Source organism: Salinisphaera sp. (assembly GCF_002729955.1).
In the GTDB taxonomy this organism is placed as follows: domain Bacteria; phylum Pseudomonadota; class Gammaproteobacteria; order Nevskiales; family Salinisphaeraceae; genus Salinisphaera.
In genome coordinates, this window is record NZ_PBYA01000018.1 from 1 (window position 1) to 17,874 (window position 17,874).

The window sequence follows — 17,874 nt, forward strand, 5'->3', positions numbered from 1 at the left end:
CCGCGAAAAACGAAAGGCGGATCATCACGATACCGCCTGTAGTCGCCGAGCTCTAGCCGCCGGTCTTCTCGTGGAGCTTGTCGGCTACAAGGCTGGGCACCAGGCCGCTGATACGCCCGTCGAGGAAGGCGATCTCGCGGACCAGCGTGGAGGAGATGTGGGCATATTCGGGCGAGGGGGCCAGAAAGATGGTATCCACCTGCGGGGCGAGATGCCGGTTCATCACCGCCATCTGTTTTTCGTATTCGTAGTCGCCCACGCCGCGCACGCCGCGTACCAGCACGCTCACCCCGTGCTTGCGGGCGAAATCGACCACCAGCCCGCTCACCGGCATGACGATCACGTTGTCGACATCGGCCAGCACCTGCTTGGCCAGTTCGACGCGTTCCTGGTGGTCGAAGATCGATTTCTTGCTGGCGTTGCTGGCCACCGCCACGATCAGCTCGTCGAACATCCCCGCCGCGCGTCGAATGACGTCGGCATGGCCGTTGGTGATCGGGTCGAAGGTGCCGGTATAAGCCGCACGGATGTTGGGTGCGCTACTCATCTGTCGCTCGCTCCGCGGTGTTCCTGGCCCCGATTATGTTGCGCTGACCGCACGTGATTCTCCTCGGCGTTTCTCGCGGGCGTGCGCGTGCGCGCAGCGCGAGCGTGGATTACGAAATCAATGATGCGCGGTCATCTTCGCCGGCAGGGCGCGGCTGTGCAAGGCAGTAGCCGACCTCGCCGGCCCGCTTGGCGCGGCGGATGGCCACGCGCTCGGCAAGCAGTGCCTGAATGGCATCGCTGTCCTGGGCCGGGTATTCGACATAGATCTGGGCATGGCCGGGCAGCGCGGCCAGCACCCGATCCAGGGCCGGGCCGTGCAGTTCGGCAGCAAACGGCGGATCGATGAACACGATATCCGGGGCCGGCGGCGACAGGGTCAGGGCGAGCGCGTCGCCTTGCACCAGCGTGGCACGGGCGCCGGCGACCAGCGTATCGAGCGCGGCCCGCAGCGAGGCGATGGCCTGGCGATCGCGTTCGACGAACTGTACGTGAGCGGCCCCGCGCGACAGTGCTTCCAGACCGAGCGCGCCGGTGCCGGCGAACAGATCCAGACAGCGCGCCCCCTCGATACGCGGGGCGAGCCAGTTGAACAGCGTCTCGCGTACGCGATCCGGCGTGGGGCGCAGGCCTTCGGCCACGGCGACGGGCAGACGACGCCCGCGCCATGCGCCGCCGATGATACGAATCGAACGGCCCGGCGCCTGGCTGCTGCCGCGTCTGGGTGCTTTGCGCGCCACGCTCAGGCGCAGGCCGGCCGCGCGTTCACCCCTGCTGGGTGCCGCCAACGGTGATCGCATCCACCTTGAGCGTGGGCTGGCCCACGCCCACCGGCACGCTCTGGCCGTTCTTGCCGCAGACGCCGATGCCTTCGTCGAGGGCGAGGTCGTTGCCGACCATGGAGATGCGTTCGAGCACCTGCGGGCCGTTGCCGATGAGCGTGGCGCCCTTGATCGGCGCACCGACCTTGCCGTTTTCGATGCGATAGGCCTCGTCGGCCGAGAACACGAAGTTGCCGGAGGTGATATCCACCGAGCCGCCGGAGAAATTCACCGCATAGATGCCGTGGTCGACCGAGGCGATGATGTCTTCAGGCACGCTGTGACCGGCGCGCATATAGGTATTGGTCATGCGCGGCATGATAGTATGCGCATAGGATTCGCGGCGGGCGTTGCCGGTGGGCGCCATGCCCATCAGGCGGGCATTGTGCTTGTCCTGCATATAGCCCACGAGACGGCCGTTTTCGATCAGCGTATTACAGGCCGCGAGGCTGCCCTCGTCGTCGATGGCCAGCGAGCCGCGGCGCCCGTCGAGCGTGCCGTCATCGACGATCGTGCACAGATCCGAGGCCACCTTCTCGCCGATACGGTTGGAGTAGTTCGACGAGCCACGGCGGTTGAAGTCGCCTTCCAGGCCGTGGCCCACGGCTTCGTGCAGCAGCACGCCCGGCCAGCCGGCGCCGAGCACCACCGGCAGGCTGCCGGCCGGCGCGGCTTCGGCGTGCAGGCGTACCAGCGCGCGGCGCACGGCCTCGCGGGCATAGCCGGCCACGCGATCGGCGCCGTCGCCGGTCGCCGCGCCGAAATAGTCGTAGCCCATGCGGGCCCCGCCGCCGGCGCTGGCGGATTCCCGTACGCCGTTTTCCTCGACCTGTACCGACACGTTCACTCGCACCAGCGGGCGTACGTCGCCGGCCAGCGTGCCGTCGGAGGCGGCCACCAGCATGGTGTCGGAAGAACCGGCCAGCGATACCGTCACCCGCACCACGCGATCATCCGCATCGCGGGCGATCTTGTCGGCATGGTGCAGCAGCGCCACCTTGGCGTCGGCATCGAGGGTGCCGGCCGGGTCGATCGGCGCATAGCGCGTCGCCGCGCCGCTGTCGCGCCGGCTCAGCGCGTTCGCGCTGGCGGTCTTGCCGTCGCGGGCGATGGCGGCGGCGACCTTCGATGCCTGGGCCAGGGCCGGAAACGCCAGCTCGTCGGCATAGGCAAAGCCGGTCTGTTCGCCGGCCAGCGCGCGCACGCCGATGCCCTGCGACGTGGAAGCGCCGGCACTGCGTACCACGCCGTCCTCGAGCAGCCAGGATTCGTTGCGCAGAATCTGGAAATACAGGTCGGCATAGTCCACGCCCGGCGCCATCAGCCCGCCGAGGGCGGCCTGTAGCTGGCCCGCGTCGATGCCGGCCCGGCCGAGCAGGGTATCGGAAGCGATATCGATAGCGTTTTTCATCACGTCACATTAACACCGCGCGGCGCGTCATTGGGCCGCCACGGCGTGCTCAAAGGGTGAGAATCGTCGAGCCCGTGGTTTCACGGTTGGCCAGCGCGCGATGGGCGTCGGCGGCGTCTTCCAGGGCAAAACGCTGGCCGATGTTGATCCGCACATCGCCGGATTCGAGCACGGCAAAGAAATCGGCGCACATCATTTCGAAGCGCTCGCGGGTGTCGGCATAGCCGCCCAGGCTGGGGCGGGTGACGAACAGCGAGCCGCCCTTGTTGAGTTCGGCCAGATTCACGCCTTCGACGGGCCCGGAGGCATTGCCGAAGCTCACCATCAGGCCGCGCTTGGCCAAACAGGCCAGCGAGTCCTTCCAGGTGTCTTTACCCACGGAGTCGTAGACCACCGGCACCATCGCGCCGTCGGTGAGTTCGCGTACCCGTTCGGGCACCGATTCGCGGGTGTAGTCGATGGTCATCCAGGCGCCGTTGCGTTGGGCGATGCCGGCCTTGTCCTCGTTGGAGACCGTGCCGATCACGTGCGTGCCCAGCGCATGCGCCCACTGGCAGGCAATCGAACCCACGCCGCCGGCCGCGGCATGGAACAGGATGGTATCGCCTTCGCCGATGGCATAGGTCTGGTGCAGCAGGTACTGCGCCGTCAGGCCCTTGAGCATGCCGGCGGCCGCGGTGTCGAAATCGATGCCCTCGGGCAGGGCGATCGCCTTGTCGGCGTCCATGGTGATGAATTCGGCGTATGCGCCGAGCGGGCCCTGGGCATAGGCCACCCGATCGCCCTCGGCAAAATCCTCGACGCCGTCACCTACGGCATCGACCACGCCGGCACCTTCGGTGCCCAGCCCGCTTGGCGGCTGCGACGGGTAAAGCCCGCTGCGTACGTAGATATCGATGAAGTTCAGGCCGACCGCACGGTTGGCGATCCGGATTTCGCCGGGGCCGGGCGCGCGCGGCTCGACATCGACGAGTTCGAGAACTTCGGGGCCGCCGGTTTGGGTGAACTGGATCTGACGAGCCATGGCACGCTCCTTTGAAAACAGCGCAGTAAATCAATGCGCTATTTCTAGCAGCCTCTAGAACAGACGTCGATGCGACAGACAGGGAAAGCCTTCGCGCAGGCTGGCGATACGGGCCCGATCGATGGGGGCGATGATCACTTCGTTGGCGTCGCTGCCGGCTTCGGCCTTGATCTGGCCCCAGGGGTCGACGATCACGCTGTGTCCGAAGGTGCGGCGCCCGCTGGCATGATGTCCGGCCTGATTGGGTGCCACCATGGTGACCAGGTTTTCGATGGCGCGCGCCCGGGTCAGCACATGCCAGTGCGCGCTGCCGGTGGTATGGGTGAACGCCGACGGCGCCACCACGATTTCCGCACCGTCGGCGGCCATCGCGCGATAGAGCTCGGGGAAGCGCAGGTCGTAGCACACGCTCAGGCCGAGTCGGCCGATCGGCGTATCCACCACGTGCGGCGTGGGCGGGCCGGCCACGAAGGTGGCGGATTCGCGATACGACTCGGGCGAATCCGGTACACCCACGTCGAACAGGTGGATCTTGTCGTAGCGGGCCACGCGTTCGCCGCTGTCGGCATACACCGGACAGGTGGGGTAGACGCGGTCGGCCTCGTCGCTTGCCAGCGGGATCGTGCCGCCCACGATCCACAGCCCGTATTTACGTGCCGCCTCGGCCAGAAAATCCTGAATGGGCGTATGGCCGTTGCCGGCGCCGTCCGCCTCGGCCACGCCGAGCTTGTCGGTTTCGTGTGCGCCCATCAGGGCGAAATTCTCCGGCAATACGGCCAGCCGGGCGCCGCGGCGGGCGGCATCGGCGAGCAGGCCGTCGGCACAGGCCAGATTGGGCGCGACTTCGCCGCGCGAGTTCATCTGGATGGCGGCAATACGGGGCAGGTCGGAATCGGCGGTCATGGCGGCTTCTTCGGTCGGGCTATTCTTCGGCGCTGGGCTGCTCGATGCGCGGGTTGTCCCAGCTGCCTTTCAGGGTATACGCGATGCTCGAGAATTTCTTGATCGGTTTCTTGAACAGCTCCTGCATGGCGAATACCGCCGCGCCCACCAGCGGGCCGCCCAGCACGGTACTGGCCACGGTTACGCCGCTGCCCACCTTGGGCACGATGGTCACGCGTTCGTCGTAGTCGCGTGCGGCCAGGCCGATGCGCCCGCTCATGCGAATCTGGGAGGACGGCGTGTCGATACGCACATTGTCGCTGTAGGCGTCGCCGTTTTCGATTCTGAAATTCGCGCGTACCTTGTCGAAGGCCAGGCCCTCGTCGACCACGTCGCGAAAATCCAGGCGCAGCCGGCGCGGCAGCACGTAGAGGTTCACCAACCCCAGCACCCGCGCTGCGCCCGGCTCCACCGCGGTGAAGGTGCCGTTATCGAGGGCGAGTTCCACGTGGCCGTCGAGCGCGCGCAGATCGAGTCCGGCCGGATTCGGGGCGATGTGCAGGCGGGCATGCAGGCGGGTGGACTCGGCGTTCACGCTGGCCGGGTAGCCAAGCGTGCGCAGCAGCCCGGCCATGCCGGCGCCTTCGAAGCGGGTCTGGGCGCTGGCCTCGGTCTGGCCGTTCTGGTGAACCCAGCGGCCGGTGGCCCAGCCGGCCATGGCCCCGTTCTTGAGCTGAAAGCGATCGAGCTGCCAGCCGTCGGGCTGGGCACGGGCCATGACCTCGGCCTGGCCGAAGTCGGTGTCGTCCACTTCGAAATTGGCCACGAACACATCGAGATGGGGCAGGTCGGCCGGGTCGATGTCCTGCCAGATGATCGGGCTGGTATCGACGGGTTCGGTGGCCGGTTCGCTCGGTCGTGTCCTGAGCGCAAGCCGAGCGAGATTGCCGGCGATATTGATATTGCCGCCCGTGGGCTGGGTCCAGGTGACCTGGCCTTGGGTATCCGGGCCTTCGAAATCGATCCGCCAGCCCGGGCGTGCGTTCATCGTCTGCGCCCGCAGGTGGGTGTTCTGGAAGTAGCGGTTGTCGAAGGCCAGTGCGCCCACTTTCATGTCGCCGCCAATGAAATCCAGCGCCGGCGCGCTGCTGCCCGATTCGGCTGCGGCGCGGGTCGCGGCCTCGACCTGATCGCTTACCACCGTGAACCAGCCCAGCCCGTCGACGTGATCGGCCTGCCCGCCGATCCAGATGCCGTCCTGATCGGGCGGGGTGAGGCTGCGGTCGTTAAGCAGTGCCTGAATACGGGTGACCGCGCCGTCGCGCAGGCGCAGGGTAGTATCGACGCGGCCGTCGTAGCCGACGTGTACGCGGCTGGCATCGCCGGCCACCGTGATCGCCAGCGGCGCGGCCCGATCGGCCGGCTTGTTCAGTGGCTCGGGCAGATCGAGCGCGAGACCGCGCAGGTCGCTCTTCAGGTCGATATCCGAAACCTGGCCGTTGCGTGCCACCTCGAAGGCGACGCTGAAATCGCTTGCGCCGCGGCCGTAGCGCAGCCAGGACTCCGGCAGATAATGGGCCACGGCGGCACCGTCCTGTGGCAGCTGTAGCCGGGCCCGGCTGACGATACGCTGGCGCTGGCCGGCCACGGGCACCACGTCGGCGTTCAGGGCCACGCCGAGCAGATTGCCCTGAAGTCCGCGCGCGCTCAGCCCGCGTTCGTCGTCGAAGTGCAGGGTGCCGGTAATGTCGGTGATCGGGCCCGGCAGGGCTGCCGTACGCAGGGTGGCGCCGCGGCCGACCACATCGCCGGCCACGCTCGGCTCGCCCAGTTCGGACTTGAGCGGTATGCGCAGATCGAGCGACAGATCCGCGGGGCCGGTCACCTTGAGCGCGTCGACGATCTTCGCGAAGCGATCGCGCAGCGGCGAGCGCACCAGAAATGCCAGCATCTTCTCGGCCCGGGCGTTGCGTGCCTTGCCGTCGAGCACGAGCACCGGCTCGCGCACGTTTTCCACGCGCCCGGTCGCCGGGCCGAGGTCCACGTCCAGCATGCGCGCGGCAGCCACGTCCACGCGCAGGTCGTCGCCGTCGAGCACGAGCTTGCCGCGCGCGGCCTGCAGCGGCGGCCAGTCCTCCTTGTAGGTCACGTCGACGTCGTGGCCGGTGAGCTCCAGATGAAAGCGTTCGTCGCCGCGTGGCTTTGCGAACGGGAACCGGTCCATGGGGCCGCGTACGTCGAGTGTGGCGTTATCGAGCGTGCCGGCGGTAATGGCCTTGGGCAGCCAGTCCCGCAGCTTTTCGTTGGGCAGGTCGTCGGCCTGGGGAATGCGTGCCAGCAGACGTGCGACCTGCGGCGCGCTCGCGCTTGCATGCAGGTCCACGACCGGCGCCTGGCCCGGGCGCAGCTGAATACGGCCGCTGCTGGTGAGCCGGGCCTCGGCGCTGGCGAGTTCGAGCCTGCGGGCATCGATCTGCCAGCCGCCCTCGTGGCGCTGCCAGGCGATTTCGCCGTCCACATCGTCCACCGCCAGCTCGCCGCGCAGATAGCGGCGGGCGCTGAGCGTGCCGCCGGCGTTGTTGAACTTCAGGATGTGGTTGTCGCCCTGCTGGTAATAGCTGCCCGCCAGCGGGCCGGCCGTGATCGCCGGGTCGTCTATCGAGAGGTCTTTGAAATCCACGGCCAGCTGCATCGGCGTATCCGCACCGACGGTCAGGGCCAGATCGTCGACCCGGGCATCGAGGGTGGTATCGGCAAGACGCTCGATACGCAGCCTGGCCAGGCGCGTGGCAATGGCGACCGGCACATGGCGGGCGTCGATACGCAGGCGCGGCTCGTCGACGTCGATCGCCCCGGTCAGGGTAAAGCGATCGAGCCCGGGCGCGTCGCCGTCGAAGGCGGTCATCGCCAGGCGAATATCGTCGCCGCCGGCATCGGCCTCGGCTGGCGGGTCGATGCCGGCGGCCTCGAAGGTGGCCGACAGCGCCGGCAGCAAGTCGGCGTCCGTGGCCGTGTCGGCAATCGCTGCCAGGTCGATCTGGGCCTCGGCGTTGATCAGCTGCCCCTGCTGCCAACGCCCGTCGACGGTTGCCGCCAGGCGCCCGCCGGTAAGCCGCTCGCGCAGCGCGGGCTCGATAAGCCGGGTGCTGCGCGCGAGCGCGGGCGTATCCAGGCCCTCTACGCTGAATTCGAACTCGGCCGTGTCGACGGTGGGCAGGCGTCCGGCGAAACGGGCCTGGCCCTGGGCGTGCTCGAGCCAGTTCAGGCCGTCGAGGTTGAACTGCAGGCCGTAGCCGCCGTTCTCGCCGCGTGCGATATGCGCATCCAGGCGTTCGATACGACCGCGCCCGTCAGGCAGGCGCTCGTCGAGCAGGGTGATGTCGGCATCGCTGATCGTAGCCGAACGCAGCATGGCCATGCGTTCGTTGACCGTATCCCAGTCCAGGGGCGCGTCGCCCGGTCGCGACCAGTGCGCCAGCCGCGGGCGGCCGTCGTCGCCGCGGCGCAGCGTGAGCGTGGGATGCTCGAGCGTCAGCCCGTCCGGCAGGCGTTTGCCGTTGACGAGATCGGTAAAGGAGAAATGCAGGCCCAGACTGTCGAGCGTGACCGCCGGCTGATCGAAGCCGTGACGGGTCACGCGCACGTCGGCCAGCTCCAGCAGGGGGCCGTTCCATTGCCAGCGCAGTTCGATGGCCTGGATATCGATATCGGCGTCGATACGCCGGCCGATGCGCTCGGCCAGCGCTTCGCGATAGCCGGGCACGAGATGATCGATCAGGCGTACGCCGCCGACCAGCAGGCCGGCAAGGATCACGACGCTGGCCAGGGTGATGACGAGCGCGCGTTTGAGCAGCGTCGTACTAGCCATGCGCGTTGGTCGAGCGCCGGGTCGACAGGGGCTGAGCGTGGCCACGATACAAACGCGGCACGAACGGCCGGCGTGACGAAATGTTGGCGGAGCGCTTAGCGGGCATGAATGTGTCGGGCGGCGATCGGGCGGCAGCGTTGGTGTTTCGACATGCCCGCGCGGTTGGGGTTCGCGAAGAATTGTCGGTTACGCCGCGGCCTGGGCCGGGCTGTCGCCGCGCAGGGTTGTCGCCCACGTCGCGAGCCGCCTGCGGCAAGGCCGGGGCGTTCGCAGGCGTGGCAGCGCCTCACAGCTTACATCACCACCAGATCGAACTGTTCGGCGGTGTAGAGCGATTCGGATTGAAGACGTACCGATAGCCCGGTATCGGCACAGACGTCGTGAAAGGCGCTGGCCAGTTCATCCAGCAACAGCCCGATGATATCGGGGGCGGCCAGAATCAGCAGTTCTTCGACGTGCTGGCCGCGGGCCAGCCGGCTCATTTCACGAAACAGCGAAAAGCAGACGGTCTCGCCGGTCTTGACGAAGCCGCGGCCCTGGCAGCTTTCGCAGGGGTGGCACATGAGCTGCTGCAACGACTCGCGGGTGCGCTTGCGGGTGACTTCCACCAGCCCGAGCGGCGAGATCGCGCCCACGCTGGTCTTGGCCGGATCGGCGTCGAGGGCGGCGCGCAGGGCGGTCAGCACCTGGGCCTTGTGCTCGGCATCGACCATGTCGATGAAGTCGATCACGATGATGCCGCCGAGATTGCGCAGGCGCAGCTGCCGGGCGACCGTATTGGCGGCCTCGATATTGGTGCGCAGCACCGTCTGTTCCAGGCTGCGGGTGCCCACATAGCCGCCGGTATTCACGTCCACCGTGACCATGGCCTCGGTCTGTTCGATGATCAGAAAACCGCCGGAACGCAGCGGCACCTTCGGCGCCAGCGCGCGTTCGATGGCTTCTTCGATGCCGTATTGCGAAAACAGCGGCACGGGCTTGGTGTAGTGACAGGTGCGTTCGGTGAACTCGGGGGCAAAGCGCTGGGTGAAGCCGGTCATTTCCTGCCAGGCGGCTTCGTCGTCGATGGTGATGGCGGCCACTTCGGGTGTGAGCATGTCGCGCAGCATGCGAATCGGCAGGGCCAGGTCGCCGTAGAGCAGGGTTTCCGGGGCCACGGTACGGCTTTGCTGGAGGATGTCGTTCCAGACCGTGGCCAGAAAACGCATATCCGCGGCCAGCGCATGATGGGGCGCGCCGTCGCCGACCGTGCGTACGATGAAGCCGCCGGCCAGGCCCAGCTCTTCGCGAATGCCGGTCACGGCGCTGTGCAGCCGGTTGCGTTCGTCTTCGTTTTCGATACGCGCCGAGATGCCGATACGCGGGTTGTAGGGCATATAGACCAGAAACCGCGACGGGATCGCGAGATCCGTGGTCAGGCGTGCGCCCTTGCTGCTCATCGCATCCTTGGAGACCTGCACCAGCACCCGATCGCCCTGGTTGAGCCGGTTCTGGATACGCGGTGCCACGTCCTGGGTTTCGGCCGGGCGGCGCACCATGTCCGAAATTTGCAGAAAGGCCGCCCGCGGCAGGCCGATATCGATAAAGGCCGCCTGCATGCCGGCGAGCACGCGCTGGACCTTGCCCAGATAGATGTTGCCAACCACGCTGCCGGTCGCATCGCGCTGGATGTAGATTTCCTGCAGGACCCCGTTTTCCAGATGGGCCGCGCGGGTTTCACCCTTGGAGACGTTGACCAGGATCTCGATACGCGTGGCTTCCAGATCGGCCTCGTTCAGACGCGAGGCGCTCACCGTGGCCTGCGTCGAAGTGCGCATGGGATTAACGGGTTATGGGAATTCGATGCCATGCGTTCGATTGTCTGCGCACAGCGTATGCCTCTGCAAGCGCTGCCCCGATCGGCGCCTGTATGCCTGCTCAGCCGCGATGGTAGGGATGACCGGTGAGAATGCTGTGGGCACGAAACAGCTGTTCGGCCAGGATCACGCGTACCAGCGGGTGCGGCAGGGTTAACGGCGACAGCGACCAGCGCCGGTTCGCCCGGGCCAGGCTGTTTGGCCCGAGCCCGTCCGGCCCGCCCACCAGCAGGGCGCGATCGCGGCCGTCGGCCAGCCATTCGCGCATTTGCCCGGCCAGCTGTTCGGTCGACCAGGGTTTGCCGTCCACGGCCAGCGCGATCACGTCCAGATCGGGCGAGAGCGTATCGCAGATACGCCGGTCTTCGTCGGCAATGGCGCGTTCGGGTTTGCCGCCCTTGCGATTGCCGGGTGCGATTTCGGTGAGTTCCAGCCGGCATTCATGCGGCAGGCGTCTCGCGTAGTCGTCGTAGGCGCTGGTGACCCAGGCGGGCATGCGCCGGCCGACCGCCAGCAGGCGTATTCGCATGACCTACGCCGCGAGGAACTAGTGCGTCGTGGAGCTTTCGGCGGCGATCGCGTCCATATCCCAGAGTTTTTCCAGCTGGTAATAGGCACGCGTGACCGGTTGCATGATGTGCACCACCACGCCGTTGAGATCGATGAGCACCCACTCGGCCTGGCTCAGGCCTTCCACGCGCGGCTGGATGCCGGCGTCCTTGGCATGGGCGATCACCGTTTCGCCGAGGCGCTTGACGTGGCGGGCCGATCGGCCGCTGCAGATCACCATGTGATCGGCGATGGTGGTCAAATCCGCGACATCGAGCACCTGCACCGATTCACCCTTGAGCTCGTCGACGGCTTCGATGGCCAGTTCGAGCAGGGCGTTGATCTTGGGATCGCTGTTGCGGGCGGTTTCGGGCTTGTTTTGTAGATTCATTGACTCGCGGCCGTGGCCGGTTGGGACTGATAGACGCCTGCATCCATAATGTCGTCGAGCACGGCCGTCGGCAAGAGGTAGCGCGGACTTTCACCGCGTTCGAGCAGCTCGCGGATATAGCTCGCCGAAATGACCAGCGGTGGCGGCATATAGGTGTAGATATGGCCACAGAGCGTGCGATGCAACGTTTCGTGGCTATCGGTGGCACGCTCGGCCAGGGCGTCGGCGGCCGCACCGTCGAGTTCGACGTCGATACCGGGGCGGTCGATGAGCACGATATGAGCGCTGTCGAAGATGCGCTCCCATTCGTGCCAGCGCGGCAGTTTGGCGAACACGTCGCGGCCCATGATCAGGCATAGCGGCGTATCCGGCATTTCTGCTCGCATCGAGGCCAGCGTGTCGACGGTATAGGACGGGCCGTCGCGCAGCAGTTCCCGGTCGTCCAGGCGCAGCCGCGGCTCGGTGCTCACGGCCACGCGAATCCATTTCGAACGCTGGCCGGGCGATGCCGTGGGCGCATTCCGGTGCGGTGGACGTGCACAGGGCACCAGGCGCACATGGGCCAGATCGAGCGCGCTGGCCAGTTCCATGGCCAGGCGCAGATGCCCGTTGTGGACCGGATCGAACGTGCCTCCCAGGACACCGACAGGGGCCGAACTCAAGATGATTCTCCGGGCGCGGTCAGAAACGGCATCAGCGCACGTGCCCGTCGCCGAATACGACGTATTTGAGTGAGGTCAGCCCTTCCAGACCGACCGGGCCACGGGCGTGCAGCTTGTCGGTGGAAATGCCGATCTCGGCGCCCAGGCCGTATTCGAAGCCGTCGGCGAAGCGCGTCGAGGCGTTGACCATCACCGAGGACGAATCCACAGCGCGCATGAATGCCCGTGCGCGCGTCACGCTCTCGGTGACGATCGCATCGGTATGGTGCGAACCCCAGGTCTCGATATGGTCGATCGCCTGGTCCATGTCGTCGACGATGCGAATTGCCAGCACCGGGGCCAGATATTCCTCGGCCCAGTCGGCGTCGGAGGCCGGCTTGACGCCGCTGCCCAGCAACTTGCGCGTGCGCTGGCAGCCACGCAGCTCGACGCCTGCCTGACGCAGATCCTGAGACAGTGGCTTGAGCACGCGTTCGGCAATCGAATCGGCCACCAGCAGCGTTTCCATGGTGTTGCAGGTGCCATAGCGCTGGGTCTTGGCATTCACCGCGATCGCGATGGCCTTGTCGATATCGGCATGGTCGTCGATATAGACATGGCAGACGCCGTCGAGATGCTTGATGACCGGCATGCGTGCGTTGTCGGAGACGAACTCGATCAGCCCCTTGCCGCCGCGCGGCACGATCACGTCCACGTATTCGGGCATGTCCAGCAGCGCGCCGACCGCCGCGCGGTCGGTGGTTTCGACCACCTGTACCGCATCGGCCGGCAGGCCGGCATCGGTGAGCCCGCGGCTGATGCAGGCGGCGATCGCCTGATTGCTGTGCGTGGCCTCCGAGCCGCCGCGCAGAATCGCGGCGTTGCCGGATTTCAGGCACAGCGCCGCCGCGTCGGCGGTCACATTGGGGCGCGATTCATAGATGATGCCGATCACGCCCAGCGGCACGCGCATGCGCCCGACCTGAATGCCGGAGGGCCGATAGTTGAGATCGGTGATGCCGCCGACCGGGTCGGGCAGGGCTGCCACCTGGCGCAGGCCTTCGGCCATCTGTTCGAGACGCTTGTCGTTGAGTTCCAGGCGTTCGAGCAGGGCCGTATCGAGCTCGTCGCGGCCTTCGCGCATGTCGCGGGCGTTGGCGGCGAGAATGCTGCTGCGTGACGAGATCAGGGCTTCGGCAATCGCGAACAGGGCGGCATTCTTGGCCCCTGGCTCGGCGGCCGCCATATGCCGGGCGGCGGCACGGGCGCGCTTGCCCATGCCCTGCATCTGCCGTTCGACACGGCTTTGCGGACTGCTGTCCTGGTTTTCGCGATCGCTTAGATTGGCGCTCATGAGTTCTGGTTACTGAAAACGATTGGATACGAGGCAGGACGCGCGTGGCGGCTGTCCTGCCAGACCGAGGGTCAATGTTACCAGTTCATCCCAGGCACGCCCGACGGCTGCCCCCTTGTTGACCTGATCGAGACGGGCCGCACGGCGCAGCAGCTCGGCCAGCATGGCCGGGTCGGCCCGGGTGGCGGCCTCGCCGAGCTGGCGTTTGCGCGCCGGCGGCATGAAGATCTTGCCGAGCATGGCATCCAGGCGATTGGCGCGCGCGGCCAGCGCGGCCTGGTAGAGCATGCGGATTTCACGCACCAGCGCCCAGGTGATGGGCACCGCGTCCACCCCTTCGGCGCGCAGTTTGGCCAGCGTTTTCAGGGCGCTGGCGCTATCGCCGGCGAGTGCCTTGGCAGGCAGGTCGAAGATGCCGAAGCGGCTGTGGTCGCTTGCTGCGGCTTCGATTTCGGCCGCGCCAATGCTTTCGTTCGGATGCAGCAGCGCGAGCCGGTCGATTTCCTGGGCGGCGGCCAGCAGGTTGCCTTCGGTCTGTTCGGCCAGCAGGGCCACCGCGTCGCGATCGAGTGTGAGGCCGTTGCTACGCGCGCGCTGCTCTACCCACTGCGCCATGCGCGAGCCGGGCAAGGGCCAGGCATACATCGCCACGCCGGCCTTGCTGATGGCCTTGTACCAGGCGCTTTTGCGCGCACTCGCGGCCAGCGGCGTGGCCAGAATCAACAGCAGCGTGGAGTCCGGTGCGTTCTTCGCGTAGTCGCTGATCGCCGCGCTGCCGGGCTTGCCGGGGCCCTTGTCGGTCAGATGCAGCTCCAGCAGCCGTTTTTCTGAAAACAGCGACAGGCTTGCGCCGGCGCTTGCGAGCTGGCCCCAGTCGAAGCCGGGCTCGGCGTGTAGAACCTCGCGTTCGTCGAAGCCCCGGCGACGCGCGGCCGCGCGCAGCGCATCCGCGGCCTCGAGTACCTGCAGGGGTTCGTCGCCGGCCAGCAGATAGCAGCGGGCCAGCGGCTGGGTTTCGACCTGGCGCTGGAACTGGTCGGGACGCAACTCCACGGTTCTACCTCGTTGACAGGCTACGGCCGATCACTGAAAAACCTACGCATCGTGCCTGTGTCGACATGCACGATACGCGCCATGCCATGGCGCGTTGCCGCTATTCGCTGTCCTGGGCGTCGTTGGCGAAATTGCGGCCGTAGAAAATCTCGTTGACTTCCGCCTCGATGCGGTCGGTGAGTTCGGCCGCCTCTTCTTCCGACAGGTCTTCGGCCTTCTCTGCGAACAGGTATTCGTCGAGCGAGAATTCGGTCAGCCGCATCTTGGTATGGAAGATACGCTCGGCCAGCACGTTCACGTCGATCATCTGGTACCGATTGCAGATGTCTTCGGGGATGTAGTCCTGAATCGAGTTGATTTCGTGATCGATGAAGTGCTTTACGCCGTCGACGTCGCGGGTAAAGCCGCGCACCCGGTAGTCGATCGAGACCACGTCCGATTCGAAGCTGTGAATGAGGTGATCAAGCGCCTTGAGCGGCGAGATGAGGCCACAGGTCGACACGTCGATATCCGCGCGGAAGGTCGAGATGCCGTTGTCCGGATGAAACTCCGGATAGGTATGCACCGTGATATGGCTCTTGTCGAGATGGCCGACCACCGCATCGGGCTTGGGCCCGTCGTAGGCGGCTTCCTCGGCGATGAGGATGGTCACGCTCGCGCCTTCCGGCTCGTAGTCCTGACGCGCGATATTGAGGATATGCGCACCGATGATGTCGGAAACTTCGGTCAGGATCTGGGTCAGGCGATCGGCGCTGAACATGTCGTCGAGATAGGCGACATAGGCCTTCTTCTGCTCCTGCGTACGCGCATGGCAGATGTCGTAGATATTGAACGACAGCGACTTGGTCAGATTGTTGAAGCCGTGCAGGCGCAGTTTTTCCATGGCGAATTCGGGATAGGGTGTGGGCCTGGCCGGCCGGGGCGCAACGCGGGCTGCATGAACCGATCACGGAGCACGGCGCCGATCATGTCGGCTGCCTGTCCAGACGTTGCGTGGTCGACCGGGTTCGATGGGCGATGAAATGGCGCAGTATCCGCGCCCGAGCGCGTACGTCAAGCGTAACGCCCGCGCATCGGCGCCTCAGACGGTTTCGATCGTGTAGTCGTGGGTGATGTTCACGCTCGACTGCAGCATGATCGAAGCCGAGCAGTATTTCTCGGCTGACAGCTGGACCGCCCGGGCGACGTGCTTTTCGTTGAGGTTGCGACCGGAGACGAAAAACTGCAGGTGCATGTCGGTGAACACCTTCGGCTCGGTGCTGGCACGGGTGCCATCCACCTCGATCCGGCAGCCGGTGACGTCCTGGCGGGACTTTTTGAGGATATGCATCACGTCCATCGCGCTGCAGCCGCCCACGCCCAGCAGGATCATTTCCATGGGCCGGAAGCCGGCGTTCTCGCCGCCGATATCCGGCGGCCCGTCGATGGTGACCTGGTGGCCGCTGTCGGCGGTACCGGAAAACTGTAGCTGGCCCTGCCAATCGATGGTTGCTTTCATTCGAGATCGTGATGGTCGATACGGTAGCCCGACCATGGGGTCGGTTGCTGTCAGAAAAAAGTGCGCCGCGCGCCGACACGGCGGCGCTCCGCGCCTGCGCGGGTCTCCCGCCTTGTGCGCTGAACGCTGGCGCGAGCCGTTACTGCGCGGGCTTGAGCAACGCGGCCAGTGCCTCGCCGGGGTCGGGTTCGCGCATGAAGGATTCGCCGATCAAGAACGCGCCGAAGCCGGCATTGCTCAGGCGGGCCAGATCGGCCGGCGTATGGATGCCGCTTTCGCTGACCACGGGCCGACCGGCCGGGATGGTGTCGCGCAGGTCGATGCTGGTATCCAGCGTGGTCTCGAAGGTATGCAGATCGCGGTTGTTGATGCCGAGAATCGTGCGTTCGGGCAGTTCCAGCGCGCGTTCGAGCTCTTCGCTGTCGTGCACTTCGGCGAGCACGTCCATGCCCAGTTCGAAGGCGCGAGCGGCCAGTTCGGCCATGAGTTCGGTATTCAGCGCCGCGGCGATCAGCAGAATACAGTCGGCGCCCATGGACCGGGCCTGGTCGACCTGAATGGTGTCGATGATGAAGTCCTTGCGCAGCACGGGCAGCTCGCAGGCCTGTCGTGCCAGGGCCAGGAAGTCGTCGTCGCCCTGGAAGAAGTCCCGGTCGGTGAGCACCGACAGGCAGGCGGCCCCGCCGGCGGCATAGCGTTCGGCCAGCCAGGCAACGTCAAAATCCTCGCGAATCAACCCCTTGCTGGGTGAGGCCTTCTTGATCTCGGCAATCACCGCCCGCGGCGCCTTGGCCTCGAGCGCTTTGGCGAAGCCGCGCGGTGCCGGGGCACGCGCGACTGCATCCTTCAGCTCGGCCGCCGAGGTCCGGGCACGAAAGTCGTCGATCTCTTCGCGCTTGCGGGCAAGGATGCGATCGAGAATCGTATCGGTGGTACGAATGCTCATGCGTTCACCATGCCGGCCCGGCCGGTCATCGTCTGGGTGAGTTCGGACAGCGCAGCCATGCGTTCGCCGGCGGCGCCGCTGAGCAGCACTTCGCGCGCCCTGGCCACGCCGGCCGCGATATCGGGCGCGTTGCCGGATACATACAGCGCGGCACCGGCATTGAAGGCGACCATGTCCAGGGCCAGGCCGGCCTTGCCGGCGAGCACGTCGCGTACGATCGCCAGGCTTTCCTCGGCCGACTTCACGCGAAGCCCGTCCAGCGAGCCGCGCTCCAGGCCCACGTCCTCGGGGGCGATCTTGTAGGTGGTGATCTGGCCGTCCTTCAGCTCGGCGACCCGGCTGGGGGCGTTGATCGAGAGTTCATCGAGGCCGTCCTCGCCGTGCACGATCATGACGTGGCGGCTGCCCAGCCGCTGCAGCACCTGGGCCAACGGCTCGCACAGATGACCGTTGAACACGCCCATCACCTGATTGCGGGCGCCGGCCGGGTTGGTGAGCGGGCCGATGATGTTGAAGATGGTGCGTACGCCCAGCTCGCGGCGCGGGCCGACGGCATATTTCATGGCGCCGTGGTGGGCCGGGGCGAACATGAAGCCGACCCCGAGCCGGCGAATGCATTCGGCGACCTGTTCCGGCGAGGTGTCGATGGACACGCCGGCGGCTTCGAGCAGGTCCGAACTGCCCGACGAACTCGATACCGAACGATTGCCGTGTTTGGCGACATGCCCGCCGGCTGCGGCCACCGCGAACGCCGCCGCCGTGGAGACGTTGAACAGCCCGGCGGCATCGCCGCCCGTGCCGCAGGTATCCACCAGCTGGTCGGTCAACGCCGGGTCGACCGGCACATCGGTGGCCAGTTCGCGCATCACGGCGGTGGCCGCCGCGATTTCCGGCACCGTTTCGCCTTTCATGCGCATGGCGACCAGAAAGCCGCCGATCTGGGCCTCGGTGGCCTGACCGGTCATGATCGCGGTCATCGCCTGGTGCATGCGCTCGGCCGAGAGATCGCGGCCGGCGACGATGTGGTTCATCAA

General features: G+C 66.5%; 16 protein-coding genes. All 16 read right to left on the reverse strand.

Features of this window, described 5'->3' with window-relative positions; all coding sequences use genetic code 11:
• Positions 1 to 52 precede the first annotated feature (52 nt).
• Positions 53 to 547 (reverse strand): pantetheine-phosphate adenylyltransferase, encoded by a 495-nt coding sequence (gene coaD, locus CMN27_RS04850; protein ID WP_293624458.1) that lies wholly within the window; start codon positions 545 to 547, stop codon positions 53 to 55.
• A 109-nt stretch (positions 548 to 656) separates the two neighbouring features.
• The gene (gene rsmD, locus CMN27_RS04855) at positions 657 to 1,286 is read right to left on the reverse strand and encodes a 16S rRNA (guanine(966)-N(2))-methyltransferase RsmD (protein ID WP_366515401.1); all 630 of its coding nucleotides are present in this window, start codon (positions 1,284 to 1,286) and stop codon (positions 657 to 659) included.
• Between the two features lie 25 nt (positions 1,287 to 1,311).
• The gene (gene tldD / locus CMN27_RS04860; protein ID WP_366515399.1) at positions 1,312 to 2,781 is read right to left on the reverse strand and encodes a metalloprotease TldD; all 1,470 of its coding nucleotides are present in this window, start codon (positions 2,779 to 2,781) and stop codon (positions 1,312 to 1,314) included.
• 46 nt (positions 2,782 to 2,827) lie between these two features.
• Positions 2,828 to 3,802 carry a quinone oxidoreductase gene (locus tag CMN27_RS04865; protein ID WP_293624464.1) on the reverse strand — a complete coding sequence of 325 codons (975 nt, stop codon included), beginning with the start codon at positions 3,800 to 3,802 and terminating at the stop codon, positions 2,828 to 2,830.
• 54 nt (positions 3,803 to 3,856) lie between these two features.
• Entirely contained in the window at positions 3,857 to 4,705 is an 849-nt protein-coding gene (locus tag CMN27_RS04870) for a carbon-nitrogen hydrolase family protein (RefSeq protein WP_293624466.1), read from the reverse strand.
• A gap of 19 nt (positions 4,706 to 4,724) precedes the next feature.
• On the reverse strand, positions 4,725 to 8,552 hold the full coding sequence (locus CMN27_RS04875) for a YhdP family protein (protein WP_293624468.1): 3,828 nt from the start codon (positions 8,550 to 8,552) through the stop codon (positions 4,725 to 4,727).
• A 293-nt stretch (positions 8,553 to 8,845) separates the two neighbouring features.
• Positions 8,846 to 10,369 (reverse strand): Rne/Rng family ribonuclease, encoded by a 1,524-nt coding sequence (locus CMN27_RS04880; protein WP_293624470.1) that lies wholly within the window; start codon positions 10,367 to 10,369, stop codon positions 8,846 to 8,848.
• A gap of 100 nt (positions 10,370 to 10,469) precedes the next feature.
• Entirely contained in the window at positions 10,470 to 10,937 is a 468-nt protein-coding gene (rlmH, locus tag CMN27_RS04885) for a 23S rRNA (pseudouridine(1915)-N(3))-methyltransferase RlmH (RefSeq protein ID WP_293624472.1), read from the reverse strand.
• An 18-nt stretch (positions 10,938 to 10,955) separates the two neighbouring features.
• A complete protein-coding gene (gene rsfS, locus CMN27_RS04890) occupies positions 10,956 to 11,348 on the reverse strand; it encodes a ribosome silencing factor (RefSeq protein WP_293624474.1) in 393 nt (130 codons plus the stop codon).
• Positions 11,345 to 12,010 carry a nicotinate-nucleotide adenylyltransferase gene (gene nadD / locus CMN27_RS04895; protein ID WP_293624475.1) on the reverse strand — a complete coding sequence of 222 codons (666 nt, stop codon included), beginning with the start codon at positions 12,008 to 12,010 and terminating at the stop codon, positions 11,345 to 11,347. Before nadD ends, rsfS begins: the two co-directional genes overlap by 4 nt.
• Before the next feature lie 31 nt (positions 12,011 to 12,041).
• Positions 12,042 to 13,343 carry a glutamate-5-semialdehyde dehydrogenase gene (locus CMN27_RS04900; RefSeq protein ID WP_293624476.1) on the reverse strand — a complete coding sequence of 434 codons (1,302 nt, stop codon included), beginning with the start codon at positions 13,341 to 13,343 and terminating at the stop codon, positions 12,042 to 12,044.
• A 9-nt stretch (positions 13,344 to 13,352) separates the two neighbouring features.
• Positions 13,353 to 14,396 carry a DNA polymerase III subunit delta gene (holA, locus tag CMN27_RS04905; protein ID WP_293624478.1) on the reverse strand — a complete coding sequence of 348 codons (1,044 nt, stop codon included), beginning with the start codon at positions 14,394 to 14,396 and terminating at the stop codon, positions 13,353 to 13,355.
• 100 nt (positions 14,397 to 14,496) lie between these two features.
• Positions 14,497 to 15,279 (reverse strand): adenosylmethionine decarboxylase, encoded by a 783-nt coding sequence (gene speD / locus CMN27_RS04910; protein ID WP_293624480.1) that lies wholly within the window; start codon positions 15,277 to 15,279, stop codon positions 14,497 to 14,499.
• A gap of 198 nt (positions 15,280 to 15,477) precedes the next feature.
• On the reverse strand, positions 15,478 to 15,894 hold the full coding sequence (locus CMN27_RS04915) for an OsmC family protein (protein ID WP_293624482.1): 417 nt from the start codon (positions 15,892 to 15,894) through the stop codon (positions 15,478 to 15,480).
• A gap of 139 nt (positions 15,895 to 16,033) precedes the next feature.
• Positions 16,034 to 16,840 carry an indole-3-glycerol phosphate synthase TrpC gene (gene trpC / locus CMN27_RS04920; protein ID WP_293624484.1) on the reverse strand — a complete coding sequence of 269 codons (807 nt, stop codon included), beginning with the start codon at positions 16,838 to 16,840 and terminating at the stop codon, positions 16,034 to 16,036.
• Positions 16,837 to 17,871, reverse strand: a complete 1,035-nt coding sequence (gene trpD / locus CMN27_RS04925) for an anthranilate phosphoribosyltransferase (RefSeq protein WP_366515402.1) — start codon at positions 17,869 to 17,871, stop codon at positions 16,837 to 16,839. The genes trpC and trpD overlap by 4 nt, the downstream gene beginning before the upstream one ends.
• Positions 17,872 to 17,874 lie beyond the last annotated feature (3 nt).